This is a genomic window from Streptomyces sp. NPDC056222 (genome assembly GCF_042264065.1).
In the GTDB taxonomy this organism is placed as follows: Bacteria; Actinomycetota; Actinomycetes; order Streptomycetales; family Streptomycetaceae; genus Streptomyces.
Window position 1 is genome coordinate 222045 of the sequence record NZ_JBHJTL010000001.1, and the last position, 18767, is coordinate 240811.

Here is an 18767-nt window from a genome sequence, read left to right on the forward strand (position 1 = left end):
GCGACTTCGGGATGGGGAGCTCGGCGTGCCCCGTAGTGGCCAGGCCTTCCCGCGCCGTCGTGTCTGCCGGCCCGCAGAGGCGTCGTCGGGGAGTCCCGGCCCGCTGCGGGGCCTTACCGGGTTCCGTACGGGAGCAAGGCCATTTCGCGGGCGTTCTTGATCGCTGCGGCGAGCTGTCGCTGCTGCTGGGCTGTAACGCGGGTGACGCGGCGGCTGCGGATCTTGCCGCGGTCGGAGATGAACTTCCGTAGCAGATCAGTGTCCTTGAAGTCGATGTACGCGATCCCTGCTGCATCCAGTGGGTTGGGACGGGACCTGAGCGGCTTGTGCGGGTTCTGGCGGCGGGCCATGTGCGTTCCTTGTGGTCGTCGGGGTGGTCGGGGTCGTCGTTCGTCAGGGGCGTCAGGGGCGTCAAGAGACGGGGTCGAGGAGGGGGCCGAAGGCTGCCGGCAGGGACTTCCAGGCCTCGGGTCCCGCCGCGTATTCGGCGTCGGTGAGGAGGCAGGACTCGAGGAGTTGCTCCACACCGTGGCGGTCGAGGCCGGGGGACGTGAAGACAAGGTGCTGGCAGCAGTCGCCGTGTTCGGGGTGCCAGTCGAGTGAGGCTGCCGCTCGGCGCATCGGCGGGACCAGTTCCCAGGCGGCGTCCGGCAGGGAGGCCAGCCAGGGGCCGGCGTTCTCCACGCACAGGGCTCCGCCCGCCGCGTCCCAGGCGAGCAAGGTGTCGGGGCGGTCGGCGAGCCAGAACCGGCCGCGGCTGCGCGCGGCGGCGCAGCACAGGTCTTCCAGGGCGTCGTACAGACGCTCGGGGTGGAAGGGGCGACGGCTGTGCCAGACGAAGGTGGTGACTCCCGCTTCCTCCGCCTCCTGGGGAAGCAGGGCGCAGGCCGGGTGCTGGGCGGCAGCCGCCGCTTCCGCGTCGAAGCCGGCGAAGGCCGCTTGTGCGAGCTCGCCGGATGCGGCGGGCACCCGGCGGGCGGTGGGGTGGAGCTGAGCCAGCAGGGCGCGGTCCTCGTCGTCGGCTTCCTCGCTGTCGACGAGGGCGAGTACAGGTGCGTACTCGAGTTGTCGCGCCCAGGTGTCTCCGATGGTGCGCTGGTCGGTGCCGGCCGCGGCGAGGCCTGCGTCAGCCAGGTCGTCGCCGTTGACGAGGTAGGGCAGGACGAGCGCCGGGTCCACCGCTGTGATCACGCCGGTGAGTTCGAGTGCGCCGGCGCCGTGTGCGGCGATCACCTCGGCCATCGCCTTGGGTTCGACGGAGTCCCACAGCTCGACGACGGCCAGCCGGGTCAGGCCGCTGCCGGCCAGTCGTTCCAGCTCAGGCACCAGGTCTTCGCGCAGTGCGCAGCAGGCGCAGTCGTTGACCAGGGGCCCCTCGTCCCGGGACAGCTCACCCGAGGTGTCGCGAACCAAGCGCTGCACGGTGCCCTGCGCTGCCGTGGACAGGTCGTGATGGAGGGCGACGCTGCCGGGGACGGCCTGCAGCAGCCGGTCCACGACTTCCTTGCGGGCGTCGGAGTGGAGCCCGGCGACGATGACGACGGGCAGGGTCACGCCTTGCTCCCGTAGCGGCGCTGGAAACGCTCGACGCGGCCGGCGGTGTCCAGGACGCGGGCGGTGCCGGTGTAGAAGGGGTGGCTCTGCGAGGAGATCTCGACGTCGATGACGGGATAGGTGTTGCCGTCCTCCCACTCGACCGTCTTGTGACTGGTGGCGGTCGAGCGGGTGAGGAAGGCGAAGTCGGCGGCCTTGTCGCGGAAGACGACGGGGCCGTAGGCGGGGTGGATTCCGGGCTTCATGGGGGTCTCCTTCTAGCGGGGGTGGGGCGGGGGTCAGCGCTCTTCGCGGAAGTCGACGTGTCGACGCGCCACCGGGTCGAACTTGCGCAGCACCATGCGGTCCGGGTCGTTCCGCCGGTTCTTGCGGGTGACGTAGGTGTAGCCGGTGCCCGCGGTGGAGCGGAGCTTGATGATCGGGCGTACTTCGTTGCGTGCCATGCCGCTACTATACGGGAATGGAAATCGTTTTCAATAACGGTTCGATTCAGAGAGAGGCAGCAGCACCATGTCCGCCCTATGCCAGCTGACCGGCGCCCGCCCGGGCTTCGGCAACGCCATCTCCCACTCACACCGGCGCACCTCCCGCCGCTTCGACCCCAACATCCAGCGCAAGCGCTACTGGCTGCAGAGCGAGGGGCGCCATGTCCGCCTGACGCTGAGCGCGAAGGCGATCAAGACCATCGACAGAATCGGCATCGAGGCCGCCGTGGCTCAGATCCGCGCGCGGGGGGTGAGGGTCTGATGGCCAAGAAGAGCAAGATCACGCAGAACGAGAAGCGCAAGGCCGTCGTCGCGCGGTACGCAGCCCGGCGCGGCGAGCTGAAGAGCGTCCTCCGGCGGCCGTCCTCGAGCGAAGCCGAGCGCCGGGACGCGTTGGAGGAGCTGGGCAGGCAGCCCCGCAACGCCAGCGCCACCCGGGTGCGCAACCGGGACAGCGTCGACGGCCGGCCCCGTGGACACCTGCGAAAGTTCGGTCTGTCGCGCGTCCGGATGCGCCAGCAGGCGCACGCCGGATTCCTTCCAGGTGTGACCAAGTCCTCCTGGTAGCGCCCCTTCCTCCGACGAGCACGCAAGAGTCCACATCTCCGGCGGGATGTGGGCCTGCGTGCCGTTGGCCCGTACCGACAGGGCGAACGCGCGACGACAGCTCTTCACTGTCCAGGACTCTGCACATGCGCCGAATCAGGCATGCGATGCCGAGCATGGTGCTCGGCCCGCCGGTCGTGGGCGCTCCTCGCGCCGCCCCTGCGGTGATCGTTCCGTGACGTGCAGGAAGACAACCTTTGATCCGGCCGGGCGGACAAGTGATCATGATCAGACGTCTTGCTCGTACCGCCGCGCTCCCCACCGCAATCCTGCTGCTCTCCGCCTGCGGCGGTGGGGACGACGAGGTCGGGCTCGCGAAGGCGCAGCCTACGGCGCACCCGGTCTTCGACCAGCCGATCGACCGCCAGGTCTTCCTGGCCCTGCGTCAGACCCAGAAGTCAGGCAACGTGAGCTTCACGCAGACGGTGTCCCTCGAGTCCAAGAGGGGAACGGCCGTACAGACCCTCAGCGGCAAGCTGGACTTCACGAAGGGAGCGGGCGAAGCGACCGTGAAATGGCAGGTGCCGAAGAAGTACACCGTCGCGGCGAAGGAGACGCTTCTCGGCAATACTCCCGGTAGAGCATCGGGCGCAGCCTCCGGCAGCTTCCTCGTCGACCGGCAGCAGATCCACTACCGCGCCCGGGCTACTGGCTCCAGTACGGCAGCGCCGACATCTTCGCCATGGGAGACAGCAACAACCCGATCGACCACCTGCGGGGCTCCGAAAGCCCGGTCGGCGGCACTCTCCTGGAGGGCGTGGGCGGCTCGGAAGCGACAGCGCAGCAGGGCGGCCCCACGGGCAGCCGTACGTACCGGGCGGAGATGCCCTTCTCAGTGGGGTGGACGATGTTTCCCCGGACCTTCGCAAGGAACTGGCGGCCGAGATGCGCACCAACGCCGTCCAGGCCGGCTTCCCTCTGACCGTGTCCGTGGACCCGCAGGGCCGGATCACCCATGGCAGGGCGGATCCGTCGCAGCTCCTCCGGAAGAGCGGCACCCTCGCCGACGCGACCTCGCTGACGATGGATCTCACTCTCACCGGGTTCAGCTCGTCGAAGCCGGCCGCAGCCCCCACAGGGAGCATCCGCAAGGCTGCCGAAGCCGTGCTGCCCATGCGCGACGTGAAGGACGGCGGCTGCGTCGACTTCGACACCGGCCAGCGCGCAGCGCACGCTGTCGTGGGCGTGCCCTGCTCCGGACCGCACGACGCCCGTGTCTTCACGCAGATCTCGATGGGACCAGGGCGACGGCGACGGAAACCCAGGAACGGGCCGATTTCGCCTGCCGGTTCGCCCACGACGTGGCCAGGCCGGCGTGGATGCCGAAGGCGGAGCAGATCTGGGCCTGGTGGACACAGGGTCAGGCGTCGGTGTCAGGCGACAAGGACCGGGTGACCTGCTACGTGACCACGAAGCGTGGCGATTCCTAGAGTGTGGGGGATGTGCTGTGTAAGGCCTGTCCCAATATAGGGGCGTGAGCTGGGGATTTGCCTGACCGTACGGTCGTTGGATGGAGTCGATGACGGTGAGCGAGTGCCCGTTGCACGGGGTTGGTGTGCGTCCTGAGTACATGGTCGGGCGCCGTCTTGAGCAAGTGGTGGCTTCGTGGCACGTGTACGGCGCGGAGGCTCCGTCCGGCCCGCTGGACGTGTGGCTGATCGACAGCGAGGCGGTTGCCACGCACGTGACGACCGGTTCGGACTGGTGCCTGATCGTGGAGCCGTCGGCTCCCTTCGCGGGATACGACATGGCGGAGTCAGGTCGCGTCGAGGTGGCGCCGATCAGTGGCGGGACCCCGTTCGCCGATCACCTCGGCGAGACGGTACTGGAAGTCAGCGAAGAGGTTGACAAGGTCGGCGGGCGGCTCGCGCTGGAGATCACCTTCGACTCCGGCCGTGTCCGGTGTGAGGCCTGGTTCGGGGATCTCCGCCTGTCCAGCAAGTGATCAGCACGCCAGGGGAACGGGGCGCTGGCGCACCAGCTTGACACTGCGGCGGCTCGCATCGGGGTGGCGTTGAGTTGGGCCACCACGGCGGCGATCTCGGCTGACAGGTTGGACGCCGCTGAGGCGGCCGCCCCTCAACGATAGAAAGCGCAATGCCAACCGCTTCGCACGCGGTGGGCACCGACTCGTGCTCGCGGTGAGCGCGTTCACGCCCCGGATTCCTCCACGATCACCAATGTGCCGCGGCTACCCGGGCCGACAGCGTGTCGAGCACCCGCCGGCACCCGGTACAGCTCGCCTGTCTCCACGGCCACCTTGGTGCCCTCCACCAGTAGTTCCAGCCGCCCGTCGAGCACCAGCAGCACCTCGTCTGCCTCGTGGGCCTCTTCCTGGACCGGGCTGCCGTCCATACGCAGGACTTTCACACAGGCCGCCCCGACCATTCCCAGGGTGCAGGAGCTCCAGGCAGCCGGCAGTGCGGCTGCTGTGTCCACGACGTTGATCGAACGCATTGCATGCCTCCTCAGCGGGCTGCCTCCGCCATGGCAGAAGCAGCCCGAACATCAGGTTCAACGGATGCCGGAAAGCTACCTGAGCAGGGACGATCGTCGGTCGACCGTTTGGTAAAACCTCTCCCGACCACGGCTCGATCACTCGGTCGGCGATGGGTGGCGAGCCACCGGACGTTCGCGGAAGCTGAGGCGGTGCGATGGCTGCGCATCCACGGCAAGTTGCGCGGCGCGGTGCCTGGGAGCGGATCGGCCGTTGCCGCCAGGGTCAGGGCCGCCGTGAGGAGTCGAGGACTTCCCCCAATTGGGGCAGGGCGCGGCCGGGGATGGCTCAGTACCGGCCGGGACCTGGCCTGTTGCGAGCATTGGCGGGCGGACTTCTGGATCACCCGTGGAATGCCCAGGTACGCATGGAAGTTGAGCACGTCATGACTCAGAAGCCTGCAGCTCCCCGCGCCCTGTCCGACGATGCTCTCTCCGAACTGCTGAGCACTCAGCAGTTCGGCACCCTCGCCACCAATAAGCGCAGCGGCCATCCCCATCTCACCACCATGCTCTACAGCTGGGACGCCGAAGCACGCATCGTGCGGTTCTCCACCACTGCCGACCGAATCAAGGTCAAGCAACTCCGGCGTGACCCGCGCGCGGCCGTGCATGTTCCGGGAGGCGACGTATGGTCGTTCGCCGTGGCCGAGGGCGAGGCCGAGGTCTCCGAGATCACGACCACGCCAGGTGATGCGACCGGGCGAGAGCTGCTCGCGATGGTGCCCGAGGCCGCAAAGCCGCAGGATGAAGATGCGTTCTTGGAGCAGTTGGTCGCCGAGCGCCGGGTGGTCATCCGCCTGAAGGTATCTCGGCTGTACGGGACGGCACTCGACATCAACGGCTAACGAAAATGGTCGCAGTTGAGGTTGGGACGTGTTGGCCTTGCGAGTTGTGGGTGGGTGATCAGCAGCTGGCCGCCCGACCGGACGGCAGGGACGCGACGGCATTGAGGGTCTGGGTCATGCGCTCCCGCTTGTGGTCCGCAGGCGCGCGCCCTAGGCCTGGGCCACGAGCGTGTCTCTTTGATGGGCTGGTCGGCTGATCGGATGTGTCTGTCCGGTGGGTGATTACTGATGTGACGTGGGAACCCGATCGAGCCGTTGATGCCGGCCGATCCGGTTCGTGGTCGACGGGGGGGGCCGACCATCGTCGGACCCTTGAGGCCATATCCTGGAAGTACCGCACCTGCTCACCCTGGCGGGACCTGCCAGCCGAACTTGGGTCGTTCCAGACCGCTCGCAAACGGCTGATCAGGTGGGCCGTCGATGGCACCTGGGCCACGGATCCTCGCGGCCCTCCTAGCCGCCGCGGATGCTGATGACGATGTGGGCTGGACGGTGTCGGTGGACTCCACTGTCTGCCGAGCTCACCACCATGCGGCCGGAGCCAGGAAAAGGGAGCACCCGGCCGGCCTAGCCCGAGGATCACGCACTCGGACGCTCCCGCGGCGGCCTGAGCACGAAGGTTCACCTGGCCAGCGATAGCCGTGCGCGACCACTCGCCGGCTCCGTTCACGAGCGCGGTTCTGGCACACATTCCGTGAAGGATCTCGGAGTCTCGCTACTGGGCCGCGTCCACCATGATCGGCATCAACACCGTGCAGCTGGAACTGGTTCAGTCCGCAGCCGAGTTCGTTCACGGAATGTGTGCCAGAGCCTGAGTCGCAACAGCGTATGTTCACCACTCCAGGGGGCACCCGGAGAGCACCGCGTTCGATGTTCACGAGACGCAACAGCACCCGCTCGAAGACCTCCGAGGGGCTACTGCAGGCTCCAGCGGGGCAGGTGCCCAGGATCGTCCGGGCAGGCGAAGATGTTGAGCTCACCGTGGTTGCCCACGGTGACCCGGGTGGGCGTGGGGCGCAGGTCCTGGTCTTCGACCGGTGTCCAACTCCGGCTTCCGCCGTCCCACTCCGAGCTGTCGACGGTCAGCAGTAGGTGCATGGAGGTCCCGCAGGTCAGGCAGTCCAAAGGATGCGGATCGGTCGCATGCCAGGACGCGTATCCGCCGGCGCGCCAGCCGGGCGGGATCGACAGGTCGTACTGGTAGCCGACCGGCTCGACTTCCTCTTCGTCCGCCTGCTGTTCGGCCTCCTCTTCCAGGGCTTCCTCCCAGGCGTCGATCCGGGCGCTCAACTCCTCGGGCAGGAGTCCTGCGAACGGGTAGGTGACGACCTGCTCCGGGTGCAGTTCACAGGGCTCGGGAACGTATCCCTCGAAGCCGACCACCGGCGGCTGCGGCGGTGAGGCGAGAACATCTCCTACCTCCGCCGCCCTGCGCCAGCGCAGGTGAAGGAGCATGCTGTATCCGCTGGGTCCGTGGGCGTCGAAGGGGCACCAGAACGCCTGCAGTAGGTCGCAGCCTTCCGGTCCGGCGGGCAGATCGGGGACGTCTCGCGTGTACAGCTGCGCGAGGCCGATCATGGGCAGCGGATCGGTCTCGCTCGTTCCCGGCACCTGGTGGTCGCGTCCCAACGCCTTGACGACTCGCCGTTCCTCCTCGGTCAGGCCCTCGTACGGTTCCCGCGCCCAGGCCGAGGCGTAGACCGCTCGCTCCTCATGGATGTCCGCAGGGCGCCGCCCGCGCCCGCGTTGATGGGCCTCGGTACACACCGGCCACGGCTCGTCCGCCGGCCACAGCATCGGCCCGCCGACGGAACTGGCCGAAACATCCGGGCGGCCCGGCCTCGGATGGAGGCGGGTGGTCGTGCCCCGATGGGAGGCCAGTTCCGGGAAGAGCGCCTCGACGTCAAGCGGGCGCGGCGGCGTGGTCCGTGTCATGGAAACGACCCTAGAAGAGCCAACGGGAGCGGTGAACGAGCACCCCCGCATCGACGCAGGCCCAACCCGCAGGCACCGGGTGTTGCGAAAGTTCCGCCGGATGGTGCGAGTCGATATCGACGACACGCGGCTGTCGGTGCCCTCAAGTAGGTTCGGTGCCTTCGGCTGGACCAGGCAGGCACTCCTCGATCATCACAGAGACCTCCGAGGGTTGTACGGGCGGGCGGCTTCGGCAGGCCACGCCGTGGTCAAAGCGGTGTGGGCCTGAGGTGTGGCCACGTGCTGGTCGCAGCCATTCGTTGATGGCTGCGATCAGCACGGTCGCTTCGTAGCGGACGGCGAGTTTGTCGTACCGGGTGGCGACAGCGCGGTGCCTCTTGAGGCGGTTGATCCCGCACTCGGCCGCATGACGCTCGCGGTAGATCACCCCGCTTCCGGGCCCCGGCCGCACGCTGATGGGCGCGGCACACGGTGGAGTCGACGCTGAGGTCCCACACGATCGCACCCTTCGCGTCGGCCCGTGTCTGGAGCCGGGTGAGGATGCGATGCCAGGTGCCGGCCCGTTGCCATCGGCGGAACAGGGCTGGTGCGTCGCAGGCGGTGACGGTCAGGGCCAGGGGCCGAGCGCGGTCGTCGGCGGCCAGGTGGACCTTGGTGCTCAAGCCCGCCGCGTGAGCGTCCGAGTGCGGGGTCGGCGGGCTCGCTGCGGCCTTCGGCCCCTTTGTGTGTGCTCCGGCGGAATGCTGGTGGGCGCGGACGACGGTGGAGTCGACCGAGACGGTCCAGCCGATGTCGTCATCGGCGTCCGCGGCCGCCAGCACGGCGGTCAGGATGTTCTGCCAGGTTCCGTCGACGGCCCATCTGATCAGCCGTTTGTGGGCGGTCTGGAACGGGCCGAGCTCGTCGGGCAGGTCCCGCAGGGCGAGTTGGTGCGGTACTTCCACGCGATGGCCTCGAGCGTTCGGCGGTGATCAGCCCACCGCCGTCCACGGACCGGATCGGCCGGCATCAGCGGCTCGATCCGGCTCCACATCGCATCAGTGATCACTAATCGGGGCAGACACATCTGATCAACTGACCAACCCATTAAAGAGACACGCGTTAGCCAGGAGACGCCAGCCGGCTGCTCCCGCGGGGCAGTCGGGCCCTGGTCAGATCGTGACCGGGCCGTGGGCGGTGGCGAACTCGACCGAGACCAGGCCCGGTTCCTCATCCTCGACCCAGGTGACGTCGATCTGGTCGAGGGGGTGGTCGGCCGGTTCGCCGAGGAATTCGGCGATGGAGGGGGCGTCGCCGGCGATGGAGACCCCGTGGATGGCGGTGGAGGTGCGCGGGTCGGCGCTCGGGCGCTCCTCGATGGGGACCAACCACTGAAGGAAGTAGGGAAGTTGCGGGTCCTCCAGCAGTTCCAGCAGGCCGATCTGCTTCCACCTCAGGTCGAACCCGTCGGGGCGGACACGGTGGCCCTCGGCCGAGGTGCGGCCGAGGCGGTCCTCGACCGGGGCGATGTCGTCGACGGAGACCACCCAACCGAGCCAGCCGCCGCCCTCGGCGGCGCGGCGCGCGACCGCCTGGCCGAAGGGCGCGCGGTCGGAGGCGGGGTGGTCGAGTGTGGTGACGACCTCGACGTAGGTGCCGCCGCTCAGCGGGAGAATGAAATTGCGGGTGCCGAATCGCGGGTGCACGCCCCCGTCGACGAACCCGGCGCCGAGGGCCGATCCGATCCACTGGACGGTCGAGACGAAGCTGTCGCGGGCCACCGCGTAGGACACGTGATCAAGTCGCACTGCGCCATCATCACCCGACAACCCGTACAAATCCCGACGCCACGCCCGCCGTCCCGGCCGCGTCCGCCGTGGATTCAGCCGTGGAGCGGGTCGATCATCGTCATCCCGGCGGGGGAGGCCCGGTCGAAGCCAGGCAGCAGCGCTGCAGCCTCCTCAAGGCCCACGACCCGCCCGATCAGCCGCAGCGGGGCGAGCGCTGCTGCCACAGGATTTCGATCCGGCATGCCGCACCATGCCGCACCGCACTTCCAAGAGACGGGCTCTAGGCGAAGACGTCGGCCAGGGCGGGCAGGCCGAACTCGGTGGGGGCAGCGAAGCCCAGGTCGGCCAAGGCCTGTCCTGGCGATCTTCGACGTCAGTATGCTCCCGAGACCAGGGCCTGGCACTACAGGGCAGAGAACAGCGGGGAAGGTCAGCGATGCGGGTCGAGTACGACGCAATGGCGAACATGGCGTACATCTACCTTGTCGACAGCATCGCCCCAGGAGAGGCCGTCCGGCAGGTGCCTGCCGAGGACGACACGGCGATACTCGACTACGACTCACAGGGACGACTTCTGGGCATCGAGCTGTTCAGTGCCAGACGCCGGTTGCACCCGGAGTTGCTGGCCGGCGCAGAGAGGATCGACCGTGAGCCGCGTCCGCCGAGCACGTGATTCGTCGAGCGAGCCATGGCGAGTCGAGGCGATCTGACGGATGCCCAGTGGGAGCGGCTTGAGTCGCTCTTGCCGATGAGCAACGGTCGTTGTGGGGGATGGCGGGACCACCGGCAGGTGGTGAACGGGGTGTTGCACCGGAATCGGAGGGGCCTGTTGTGGCGGGATCTGCCTGATTGCTACGAGCCGTGGAAGACGGTCCACGAGCGGCATCGCCGCTGGTCGGCGGAAGGATCGTGGGAGGTGCTACTCCAGCGGGTCCAGACCGCGGCGGATGCGGCAGGTGACACTGGCTGGGACCTCTCGCTCGACTCGACCTCCGTGTGCGCACACCATCACGCTGCTTGTGCCCGGCAGGCTCCGCCGCCCGTTCCTCAAAGGGGCTCCGCTCGGCGCTCAAACCCGCTCGGAGCCGGGCGGAACTGGTCGACCAGCAGGCGGAGGTGGTGCGGGCGTTGGGGCGCTCGGCCGCTCGCGCGGCGGCTTCACCACCGAGCTCCATCCAAGCGCGGACGGGCAGTGCCGCGTACTGTCACTGGCCATCACACCTGGTCAGCGCGCCGACTGCACCCAATTCGAGCAGGTCATGAACAAGATCCATGTGCCCCGTCTGACTCCCGGGCGGCCGCGCACCAAGCCGGACAGCGTCAGCGCGGACAAGGGCTACAGCAACCGCCGGACCCACCACTACCTACGCAGACGCGGGATCCAACACGTGATTGGACGACACATCCAATGAACCCTACGACCATGTTCGCGTTCCGGCCCGACGCCTCGCTGATCGCACGCAACCGACGACGAGCTGGACATCGCCCCTGTGACGGTCCTGAAGATCAGGTCGAGTCGGGTAGCCCCTCAGCCCTCGGGGTCGCGCAGGCCGACGCAGTCAAAGGCCCAAAAGACCTCTGAGTAGACGAAGGTGCCCGTCATCCACGGCTCGTGAGCGGACAACCGGGCGACCTGAAACGCGGCTTCAGGGATCCGCAGCGACGGCGAACGGAAGCCCACCGTACTGGCACCCTCGAAGCCGCGCGCGCCGTAGTAGCGCGGTGAACCTTCCAGGAATACCAGCGGCACACCCTGGTTGTCGGCCGCCTCGAGGGCGTGGGCGATGAGCTCCGTACCGATGCCCTGTCCCTGGAACTCCGGGACCACGCCCAGTGGTGACAGCGACAGGACGTCCACGATGCGGCGCGGAGCGTCCAACCGCGTCGCGCTCAGCAGGACATGCCCGACGACCCGGTCGTCAACGACAGCGACAAAGGACATCGGCGCCAATGCGGCGTCCGCAACGCGAAGTGCCTCCACGAGCCCGGGAACCCGATCGCTGTCACCGAAGGCGCGCGTATGAACCTCGCGCACATCTCGGTGATCGTCAGCGGTCTCTTGCCGGATCACCAGCCCGGCACCACCGGGAGCGATCCGGGAGCCTTCAGGTGCATCGTGTGACGTCATGGTCGCGAGGGTAGATCGCGGGGCGGCTCATGCGCGAGGCAATTGGGCACCGGGTCGTAGGACTGGCTGCAGCCACTCCTTGATGATTCCGACCGGCGCTGTTGCCCCGTTGCTTCGGAGTCCAGCGGAGGCTGGGAGCCTCTGCCCGCCCATTGGGAAACAGCGAGGCAGCGGGGCCGGCCCCCCGACGGCGGGCCCACGCGGCAGGTGTCGGATGTCGCCCTCCAGGCCTGTTCCTCCATCACTGATGCCCAGTCAACTTCCTTGACATAAGCGACCATCAGGGGCTTTTGCCGTCTACGAAAGAGAGGCTGCTCGAACCCTTGATGTGTCGCCCCAGTTCGCGAATGATGCTCCGGGCGTGTCGGCCGACGGCGGTCGCGATCCGCCCGCCGTCACCGTCGAACCCGACCAGCCAGGGGCCTGCTTTGCTGATGAATCGCCACCAACGGAAATCATTCGTTGCCGTCGTCGCCCTCACGCTGGTCATAGGCGCATCCCAGACAGCCTTCGCCGCGCCACCACCGGCCCTGCCCTCCCAGGCTGAAGCGATCGAGCTGACCTTCCAGCCGGCCTATGACTACGACACCGATGGGTGCTACCCGACCCCCGCAATAGGTGCGAGCGGAGGTCTGAACGGCGGACTCAAACCCACCGGCGCCCTCAACGGCAGCTGTCGGGACGCCTCGGACCTCGACAACACCAACGGTTACTCCCGCTGGACCTGCAACAACGGCTGGTGCGCCGTGATCTATGCGCTGTACTTCGAGAAGGACCAGGCCATCCCCGGCATCAGTCTGGGTGGCCACCGCCACGACTGGGAGCACGTGGTGGTGTGGATCCAGGGCAACGAGGCCAAGTACGTCGCGACCTCCGCCCACGGCGACTTCAACATCCATACGCGCGATCAGATCCGCTGGGACGGCACTCACCCCAAGATCGTCTACCACAAGGACGGCATCGGCACGCACTGCTTCCGCGCGGCGAACACCAACGACGAACCGCCCGAGAATCACCGCCGTGCCTGGCAGTTCCCCGCGCTCGTCGGGTGGTCGGGCTACCCCGCGACACTCCGGGAGAAGCTCAACGAGGCCGATTTCGGCAGCGCGCATTTCGGTCTGAAGGACGGCGCCTTCGCATCCCACCTGGCGGAAGCCAAGCCTGCGGGCATCCCCTTCGACCCGTACCTGTAGGCGCCGATCCGGGCGGAGATCTGGGCCCGCCGGACGGGCGACGCCGGGTTCCGTGGAATCTCCGGTAGTCCCGGGTCCGCCTCCTGGGGGCGGGTGTCCTGTTCGTACTCGCGCCCTTCGGCGGTGCCGCAGTCCCACGCCTCGCTCTCAGGGCTGTCGGATCTGCCCGGCACCGCGACGCCGGTGCCGGGCAGGACGGGCTGGTGATCACGTCGCCGACGGGTAGACCGCCCTGGTCACCTCTGGGCAGTTCACCGCCGTGCGCAATCCCGCATTCACCGGCGATGGCCGCGACCGCGATCGGCCGGCGCTGATGGCGCCCAACTCGGTCGCGGTCCTCGCCTGGTCGCTCTCCGTCAGCCGAGGGCCGCGAACAACTCGTTGCATGCCTCCTCGCACGAGCGGCAGGCTTCGGCACAGATGCGGCAGTGCTCGTGCATGTCGGCATGGGAGGCGCACTCATCGCCGCATGCCTTGCAGGCCATGGCGCATGCCCTCAGGATGGCGGCCGTGATGTTGGCGTCGTAGCCGGTGTGGCGGGAGAGCACAGCAGCGGTGGCGGTGCAGATGTCGGCGCAGTCCATGTCCATACGGATGCACTTGGTCAGATCACCCACCATTCCTTCCGACAGGCAGGCGTCCGCACACGCCGTACACGCCTGCGCGCAGGCGATGCATTCCTCGATGCAGCGGGTGAGCTTGGCCTGGTCGATGTCGCCGAGGTCGGCCGGGTAGGTGGCGAGCATGTCCTTCACGGTGGTGGACATCAGGGTGCCTCCCTCTCCGCGGAGCCGGCAGACCGGAGCGACCGCCTGGAAGCCCCACACATCTAGCTAACGCCCCTCGACGCGAACGTGCCCGGTTGGAGGCTCTGCCAGGGCTGGTGAACGAACACGTCGAACAGTGGACAGCGTGGGCCTGGTGCGACCCTGCCCGGGCGGCCCGGCCTCACCTTGTCCCGGAAATCCGGCGTGCTCGAAGGACACGTCACTGGATCAAGATGCTCAAACGGGAGGATGTTCGGCCGAGCCGGATTCCAGCTCCTCCGCAAGCGCGTCCTGATGTCTTGATCGCCAGCCTCGACCGTATGTGCAGGGAACTGGATGGCGTCACCTTCGGCGGCTGTGGAAATGTTCTGGCGACAGCCACCGACGAAGAGACCGAGATGAACCACGACGACGCCCTCCAGCAGCTCAGCCGCATAGCGCATGAGAGGGCGTTCGGCCGGCAGGTCGGATCCGACCGGCTCATCCAGGCGGGGTTGGACGCACTCATGGCCGGGGTTGAGAGCCCTTCGCTCGCCATGCTCGCCGGCCTCCTGCGGAGCGAAGAACCGGAAGCCCCAGCTCTCTTCGACCAGGTCCTGGAGGAGCTCGGACTCCTCTTCCAGCCGCCGGCCGACCCCCGGGCCGCGAAGTGGGCCATGGCCTACTGGATCGCTGGTCAGATCGTGGACGGATCCCTCGATCCCGCTACTGGCGCCCACCTGATCTGGGCCGACGTCGCCTACGACCTCGACTACCCCGAAGACCTGCAACCACTCGTATCGTGCGCGCTCACCCTGGATGACTGGGACGAGAGCTGGGATGTCTCCGTCGAGGCACTGAAGAACGAAGCGATCGACGCGGCAGAACAACTCCTGATCAAGCCGCCGGGAGAGCGCAAGGACTGACTGCCGGTGATGCGCCGTTGAGTAGCTCATCCACTCGGCAGCAGTCGTCACACTCCGTGCGCGCATCAGTGAATTTGAGCCAGAACCCGTTCTGGCGGACAGAGCCACGCGGCGCCTGTGCGGTCCCCGCCCGCAGGAGGCTCACTGACGGTCGTCGATGCGCCCCTCGGGCCACCACCGCCCTGGCGCGCTACCGGGGCGGGGTCGCGAAGGGGAGTGCGCCTCAGTTGGCCAGACGCTGCAGCGTCTGTTGGAGGGAGACCGTGCCGTTGACGGGACGGTTGTGGGGGAGTTTGGCCAGGAGGACGGCCATGCCGCAGGTGTTGGTCACGCCGGAGAAGACCAGTCCGGCGCCGACAGCTGCGGACAGCCAATGCGCGGGTGGCCAGGCGAGACCGGCCAGGAAGCCTGCGACGACCAGGGTGCCGGCGGCGAGGCGGACCTGGCGGTCCATGGGCCAGACGGCGCGTGCCCCGGCGGGACGCTCGACCTCGTGGCCGGCGGCGGCCCAGGCCGCGGTGCCGCCCTCCAGGGTGGTGGCCTCGATTCCGACGGCGGCGAGCCGAGCGCAGCCCTTGGCGGAGCGGGCCCCGGAGGCGCACACGACGAGGAGCGGCGTACGACCTGCGACAGCCTTCAGGGTGTCGGCGGCCTCGGCCAGACGGTGGAGGGGGATGTTGTGGGCACCGGGCAGGTGGCCGGCGGCGTACTCGCCGGGGGAGCGGACGTCGATGACGGTGAACTCACCGAAACGTCCGGTGGCCTGGGAGGGAGTCAGTGCGGCTGTCGTCACGGAGCGAATGCCTTTCTGGGTGATACCTCCACGGTAGGATACCCATAGGGGTATGTGAGGAGGATGGTGTGCAACTCGACATGAGCGCCGAGGAGCTGAAGTCGGCTCTGAACCGGCTGCGGCGGGCGCAGGGCCAGCTCGCGGGAGTGATCAAGATGATCGAGGAGGGCCGGGACTGCGAGGACGTCGTCACGCAGCTGTCCGCGGTCTCCAAGGCGCTGGACAGGGCCGGATTCTCGATCATCGCGACGGGGCTGCAGCAGTGCATGACCAGCGAGGACCCGGAGGTGCGGGACTCCGCGCAGATGCGGGCCCGACTGGAGAAGCTGTTCTTGTCCCTGGCGTAGCGCAGGGGGCGGGCCCCAGGGCTGTGTCACAGCGTCACGCCCGCCGCCATTGCCGCGACCACGGCCAGCAGCAGGGCGCCGAAGACCCGCTGCAAGGCGGCGGGTGCGATCTTCGCAGCCAGCCGCCTGCCGTCCCAGGCTCCCAGGACCGCCGCCGCGATGAACGGCATGATCAGCGCCCAGTCGAGGCTGACCCCCGTGGTCGCGCGCGCAGCGAGGGCGACCAGTGCGTTGACGATGATGACCAGCAGGCTGGTGCCCACGGCCGCACTCATGGGTACGGCGAGCACGGCCACCAGGGCAGGCACGGCCAGGAAGCCGCCGCCGACGCCGAGGAAGCCGGTCACCGCGCCGAGCCCGGCCCCCGCTCCCGCCGCGCGTGCGACGGACACCGTCGCGTTCTCGGGCGGCGTTCGGTGGCGCAGCATCCGCAGGCCCGCCGGCACGGCCAGGGCCGCGAAAGCGAGCGTCAGTATGGTGGCGGGAATGTGCGCGGACAGAACACCGGCCGCCGCGGCGGGCAGCAGTCCGGCCGCCGCGAACAGCAGCCCGGCCCGCCAGCGCACCTTCCCGGCGCGGGCATGGGCTGCCAGGGCGGTGGCCGAGGTGGCGATCACGATGACCAGGCCGGCGGTGGTCGCCTCGACCGGGCTGAAACCGAGCAGGTAGATCAAGGCAGGGACGGTCAGGATGCTGCCGCCCGCCCCCAGCGAGCCCAGCGCCAGGCCGACCAGCGCCCCGGCGAGCAGGGCGAGGACGAGCGCGATCATATGACGGTGCCCGCCTGGCCGTGCGCGTCCTGGACGGGCAGGCCCTCTTCGGCCCAGGCGATCATGCCGCCGGTGACGTCCACCGCCTCCACGCCGCGCTCGGCGAGCAGTCGCGCGGCCTGCCGGGAACGCTTGCCCGAACGGCAGATCAGCACCAGGCTGTGCCCGTCCCGGCTGCCGGGCGTATCCGCTCCGGCGGCTGCCAGCCGCGACAGCGGCACATGCAGCGCACCGGGCGCGTGACCGGCCTGGTATTCGTCCGCCTCCCGGACGTCGAGCAGCGCGGCTGTACGGTCCCGGACCAGGCGATATGCCTCGGACGGAGTGATGCGGCCGGGGCCGCGTCGGGAGAAAAGCATGCTGTTCCTTGCGTGGTCCTCGTCTGCGGGACCGCCGACGGCCCGGCAGACGACGCTGTGGGGGTTAGTTCCCGGCGGGAGTGACAAGCACGAGGCCGACGTCTGCGGCGGCTGCGTAGCCGTCGTCGATGGCCACCACGTCACGGCCCGCCGCGTCCAGCACGGATGCGGCGATCGCCGCGCGCATCCCGCCCGCGCAGTGCACCCACACCGTGCCCGCGGGCACCTCGCCCAGGCGCTGATGGACCTGGTGGACGGGTATGTGCACGCTGCCCTCGATCCAGCCGCCGGCCCGCTCGCCGGCGCGGCGTACGTCGAGGACGACCACGTCCTCGCCCCGCCCGCGCGCGGCGGCCAGGTCGGCGAACGTCGCGCGCGGGAACGACGCCGGTTCTTCCTGCCCGGCGACCCAGTCGGCCGGTGAGCCGACGGAGGCTGCGGCGGGGCGGTCGATGCCCACCCGGGCCAGCTCGCGCTGAGCGCGGGCGACGTCCTCGGCACTTCCCGCCAGCAGCGTCACAGGCTTGCCCCACGGGATCATCCACGCCAGATGGGTCGCCAACTGCCCCTCGACCTCGAAGTTGAACGAACCGGCCACGTGCCCCTCGGCGAACGCCACCCGATTGCGCAGGTCGACCACCCACTCGCCCGCCGCCAGACGACCCGCGATCTCGTCGGCGTCGGCGCGCCGTGGTGCGGTCAGGTCCACGGGAGCCGGGCCCGCGGAGTTGGCCGGGCCCATGTGCGCGTAGTAGGCCGGCACATCATCCAGCCCGGCCAACAGCTCCTTCACGAACGTCTCCACATCCTGAACCAGCGCAGGGTTGGACGCCTTCTCCGCACCGATGGTGCTGCGGGTCCCGCCGGCCTGGGCGGAGGAGCAGAAGCTGCCGAATCCATGGGTGGGCATCACCGCCACCTCGTCGGCCAGCTCCGCCGCGAGGCGGAGAGCGGAGGCATGCTGGGCCCGCGCCAACTGTTCGGTCAGGCGCGGCTCCACCAGATCCGGCCGCCCCACGCTGCCGATCAGCAGAGACCCGCCCGTGAACGCGGCCACTGCCCGCCCGTCCTCCTCCAACACGTAGGAGGTGTGGTGCGGAGTGTGCCCCGGGGTGGCGACGGCCCGCAGCACCAGGCCCTCGTCGACCTCCTCCACGTCCCCGTCCGCCACGGGCACCCGCGCGTACGTCACCGACGCCCCCGCAGGCACCAGGTATCGAGCCCCGGTCAGCCGAGAGAGCTCCAGGCCTCCGGTGACGTAGTCGTTGTGCACATGCGTCTCGGCGACCGCCGCGATCCGTACCCCGCGCAGCGCCGCCGCAGCGATCACCCGGTCGATGTCCCGGGGCGGGTCCACCACGACCGCCGCACGGGCGCCCCCGGCCAGGTGGCTGCGGTTGCCCAGACCTTCGGTCTCCAGAACGTCGGCAAAGAACACGGCACTCTCCCTCATCGCACAGTTACCCCCCGGGGTATCTGCGTCAACCGTAGCAGAGATACCCGGGGGGGTATTTTCGAAGGTGCGCGACAACCGCCGCGGGAGCGGTTCACCCACGGCGGAGAGGAGACTGCGGGAGGCGGATGGGTCGGCTCCCACGGGCGGGCCCCGCGCTGTCCTGCCCGCACTGTCGGGCGGCCAACGATGCGAACGGGGCGGCGCACACCGACGGGGTGTCGAACGCTTCGGCTGCGAGGGCCCCTGGACGATCGACCTTCGGACATCGACCGCACTGGATGGCAGGGGCCTGCGTCGTCGAAGGAGGTCTCTGAAGCCTCTGCGCCTGCACGGCGTTCGCGCTTCAGGGGTCACAT

24 protein-coding genes and 3 pseudogenes are annotated in these 18767 nt (G+C 68.9%); 11 read left to right on the forward strand and 16 right to left on the reverse strand.

The features are described from left to right. Nucleotides 1-113: 113 nt before the first annotated feature. The 4 genes from rpsR to rpmG form a co-directional block, all read right to left on the reverse strand. Nucleotides 114-350, reverse strand: coding sequence for a 30S ribosomal protein S18 (gene rpsR, locus ACFC0D_RS01030; protein ID WP_376430269.1), 237 nt, complete (start codon nucleotides 348-350; stop codon nucleotides 114-116). A 61-nt stretch (nucleotides 351-411) separates the two neighbouring features. Continuing rightward, nucleotides 412-1554: a CobW family GTP-binding protein gene (locus tag ACFC0D_RS01035; RefSeq protein ID WP_376430271.1), complete on the reverse strand. Its 1143-nt coding sequence runs from the start codon at nucleotides 1552-1554 to the stop codon at nucleotides 412-414. Next, nucleotides 1551-1799: a type B 50S ribosomal protein L31 gene (locus ACFC0D_RS01040; RefSeq protein ID WP_376430272.1), complete on the reverse strand. Its 249-nt coding sequence runs from the start codon at nucleotides 1797-1799 to the stop codon at nucleotides 1551-1553. Before ACFC0D_RS01040 ends, ACFC0D_RS01035 begins: the two co-directional genes overlap by 4 nt. A gap of 33 nt (nucleotides 1800-1832) precedes the next feature. Further along, on the reverse strand, nucleotides 1833-1997 hold the full coding sequence (gene rpmG, locus ACFC0D_RS01045) for a 50S ribosomal protein L33 (RefSeq protein ID WP_030118432.1): 165 nt from the start codon (nucleotides 1995-1997) through the stop codon (nucleotides 1833-1835). Nucleotides 1998-2064: 67 nt separating this feature from the next. Between rpmG and rpmB the strand changes: the two genes are divergently transcribed. The 3 genes from rpmB (at nucleotide 2065) to ACFC0D_RS01060 (ending at nucleotide 4590) form a co-directional block, all read left to right on the forward strand. Continuing rightward, a complete protein-coding gene (gene rpmB, locus ACFC0D_RS01050) occupies nucleotides 2065-2301 on the forward strand; it encodes a 50S ribosomal protein L28 (RefSeq protein WP_376430274.1) in 237 nt (78 codons plus the stop codon). Next, entirely contained in the window at nucleotides 2301-2606 is a 306-nt protein-coding gene (gene rpsN / locus ACFC0D_RS01055; protein WP_376430276.1) for a 30S ribosomal protein S14, read from the forward strand. Before rpmB ends, rpsN begins: the two co-directional genes overlap by 1 nt. Before the next feature lie 1549 nt (nucleotides 2607-4155). Further along, nucleotides 4156-4590, forward strand: coding sequence for a hypothetical protein (locus tag ACFC0D_RS01060; RefSeq protein WP_376430278.1), 435 nt, complete (start codon nucleotides 4156-4158; stop codon nucleotides 4588-4590). 206 nt (nucleotides 4591-4796) lie between these two features. Here the strand turns inward: ACFC0D_RS01060 and ACFC0D_RS01065 are convergent, their stop codons facing one another. Then, nucleotides 4797-5102, reverse strand: coding sequence for a cupin domain-containing protein (locus ACFC0D_RS01065; RefSeq protein WP_376430280.1), 306 nt, complete (start codon nucleotides 5100-5102; stop codon nucleotides 4797-4799). Between the two features lie 425 nt (nucleotides 5103-5527). On the opposite strand from ACFC0D_RS01065, the gene ACFC0D_RS01070 reads away from it, so the two are divergent. Together ACFC0D_RS01070 and ACFC0D_RS01075 are read left to right on the forward strand one after the other, a co-directional pair. Continuing rightward, complete coding sequence (locus ACFC0D_RS01070) at nucleotides 5528-5989, forward strand: TIGR03618 family F420-dependent PPOX class oxidoreductase (protein WP_376430282.1); 462 nt, start codon at nucleotides 5528-5530, stop codon at nucleotides 5987-5989. 203 nt (nucleotides 5990-6192) lie between these two features. Then, nucleotides 6193-6657, forward strand: a pseudogene (locus ACFC0D_RS01075) (IS5 family transposase); the annotation flags it as partial. A 247-nt stretch (nucleotides 6658-6904) separates the two neighbouring features. On the opposite strand, the gene ACFC0D_RS01080 reads toward ACFC0D_RS01075, so the two are convergent. The 5 genes and pseudogenes from ACFC0D_RS01080 to ACFC0D_RS01100 all read right to left on the reverse strand — a co-directional run bounded on the left by ACFC0D_RS01080 (nucleotide 6905) and on the right by ACFC0D_RS01100 (nucleotide 9917). Next, on the reverse strand, nucleotides 6905-7924 hold the full coding sequence (locus ACFC0D_RS01080) for a hypothetical protein (protein WP_376430284.1): 1020 nt from the start codon (nucleotides 7922-7924) through the stop codon (nucleotides 6905-6907). Between the two features lie 425 nt (nucleotides 7925-8349). Further along, nucleotides 8350-8502 (reverse strand): annotated as a pseudogene (locus ACFC0D_RS01085) (IS5/IS1182 family transposase); the annotation flags it as partial. Between the two features lie 287 nt (nucleotides 8503-8789). Further along, the gene (locus ACFC0D_RS01090; RefSeq protein WP_376430286.1) at nucleotides 8790-9137 is read right to left on the reverse strand and encodes a transposase; all 348 of its coding nucleotides are present in this window, start codon (nucleotides 9135-9137) and stop codon (nucleotides 8790-8792) included. After that, nucleotides 9076-9711 carry a VOC family protein gene (locus ACFC0D_RS01095; protein ID WP_376430288.1) on the reverse strand — a complete coding sequence of 212 codons (636 nt, stop codon included), beginning with the start codon at nucleotides 9709-9711 and terminating at the stop codon, nucleotides 9076-9078. The genes ACFC0D_RS01090 and ACFC0D_RS01095 overlap by 62 nt, the downstream gene beginning before the upstream one ends. Nucleotides 9712-9785: 74 nt before the next feature. Further along, nucleotides 9786-9917 (reverse strand): hypothetical protein, encoded by a 132-nt coding sequence (locus ACFC0D_RS01100; protein ID WP_376430290.1) that lies wholly within the window; start codon nucleotides 9915-9917, stop codon nucleotides 9786-9788. A gap of 212 nt (nucleotides 9918-10129) precedes the next feature. Between ACFC0D_RS01100 and ACFC0D_RS01105 the strand changes: the two genes are divergently transcribed. From ACFC0D_RS01105 to ACFC0D_RS01115, 3 genes and pseudogenes are all read left to right on the forward strand, one after another. Beyond that, a complete protein-coding gene (locus ACFC0D_RS01105; protein ID WP_376430292.1) occupies nucleotides 10130-10366 on the forward strand; it encodes a DUF2283 domain-containing protein in 237 nt (78 codons plus the stop codon). 15 nt (nucleotides 10367-10381) lie between these two features. After that, nucleotides 10382-10603, forward strand: a pseudogene (locus ACFC0D_RS01110) (transposase); the annotation flags it as partial. Nucleotides 10604-10640: 37 nt separating this feature from the next. Next, the gene (locus ACFC0D_RS01115) at nucleotides 10641-11105 is read left to right on the forward strand and encodes a transposase (RefSeq protein WP_376430294.1); all 465 of its coding nucleotides are present in this window, start codon (nucleotides 10641-10643) and stop codon (nucleotides 11103-11105) included. A gap of 116 nt (nucleotides 11106-11221) precedes the next feature. Here ACFC0D_RS01115 and ACFC0D_RS01120 read toward each other — a convergent pair whose 3' ends face one another. Further along, nucleotides 11222-11764, reverse strand: a complete 543-nt coding sequence (locus ACFC0D_RS01120) for a GNAT family N-acetyltransferase (RefSeq protein WP_376430357.1) — start codon at nucleotides 11762-11764, stop codon at nucleotides 11222-11224. A gap of 491 nt (nucleotides 11765-12255) precedes the next feature. Between ACFC0D_RS01120 and ACFC0D_RS01125 the strand changes: the two genes are divergently transcribed. Next, nucleotides 12256-13014 (forward strand): NPP1 family protein, encoded by a 759-nt coding sequence (locus ACFC0D_RS01125; RefSeq protein WP_376430296.1) that lies wholly within the window; start codon nucleotides 12256-12258, stop codon nucleotides 13012-13014. A 356-nt stretch (nucleotides 13015-13370) separates the two neighbouring features. Here ACFC0D_RS01125 and ACFC0D_RS01130 read toward each other — a convergent pair whose 3' ends face one another. Further along, nucleotides 13371-13781, reverse strand: coding sequence for a four-helix bundle copper-binding protein (locus ACFC0D_RS01130; RefSeq protein WP_376430298.1), 411 nt, complete (start codon nucleotides 13779-13781; stop codon nucleotides 13371-13373). A 299-nt stretch (nucleotides 13782-14080) separates the two neighbouring features. Here ACFC0D_RS01130 and ACFC0D_RS01135 point away from each other — a divergent pair, with 299 nt between their 5' ends. Further along, on the forward strand, nucleotides 14081-14686 hold the full coding sequence (locus ACFC0D_RS01135; protein WP_376430300.1) for a hypothetical protein: 606 nt from the start codon (nucleotides 14081-14083) through the stop codon (nucleotides 14684-14686). A 223-nt stretch (nucleotides 14687-14909) separates the two neighbouring features. Here the strand turns inward: ACFC0D_RS01135 and ACFC0D_RS01140 are convergent, their stop codons facing one another. Then, nucleotides 14910-15479 carry a rhodanese-like domain-containing protein gene (locus ACFC0D_RS01140; protein WP_376430301.1) on the reverse strand — a complete coding sequence of 190 codons (570 nt, stop codon included), beginning with the start codon at nucleotides 15477-15479 and terminating at the stop codon, nucleotides 14910-14912. Between the two features lie 68 nt (nucleotides 15480-15547). Between ACFC0D_RS01140 and ACFC0D_RS01145 the strand changes: the two genes are divergently transcribed. Beyond that, nucleotides 15548-15826, forward strand: coding sequence for a metal-sensitive transcriptional regulator (locus ACFC0D_RS01145; protein WP_019548565.1), 279 nt, complete (start codon nucleotides 15548-15550; stop codon nucleotides 15824-15826). 26 nt (nucleotides 15827-15852) lie between these two features. Here the strand turns inward: ACFC0D_RS01145 and ACFC0D_RS01150 are convergent, their stop codons facing one another. The 3 genes from ACFC0D_RS01150 to ACFC0D_RS01160 form a co-directional block, all read right to left on the reverse strand. Beyond that, complete coding sequence (locus ACFC0D_RS01150; RefSeq protein WP_376430304.1) at nucleotides 15853-16596, reverse strand: sulfite exporter TauE/SafE family protein; 744 nt, start codon at nucleotides 16594-16596, stop codon at nucleotides 15853-15855. Continuing rightward, a complete protein-coding gene (locus tag ACFC0D_RS01155; protein ID WP_376430306.1) occupies nucleotides 16593-16955 on the reverse strand; it encodes a rhodanese-like domain-containing protein in 363 nt (120 codons plus the stop codon). The genes ACFC0D_RS01150 and ACFC0D_RS01155 overlap by 4 nt, the downstream gene beginning before the upstream one ends. Before the next feature lie 64 nt (nucleotides 16956-17019). Next, nucleotides 17020-18393, reverse strand: coding sequence for a rhodanese-like domain-containing protein (locus ACFC0D_RS01160; protein ID WP_376430308.1), 1374 nt, complete (start codon nucleotides 18391-18393; stop codon nucleotides 17020-17022). Between the last annotated feature and the right edge of the window lie 374 nt (nucleotides 18394-18767).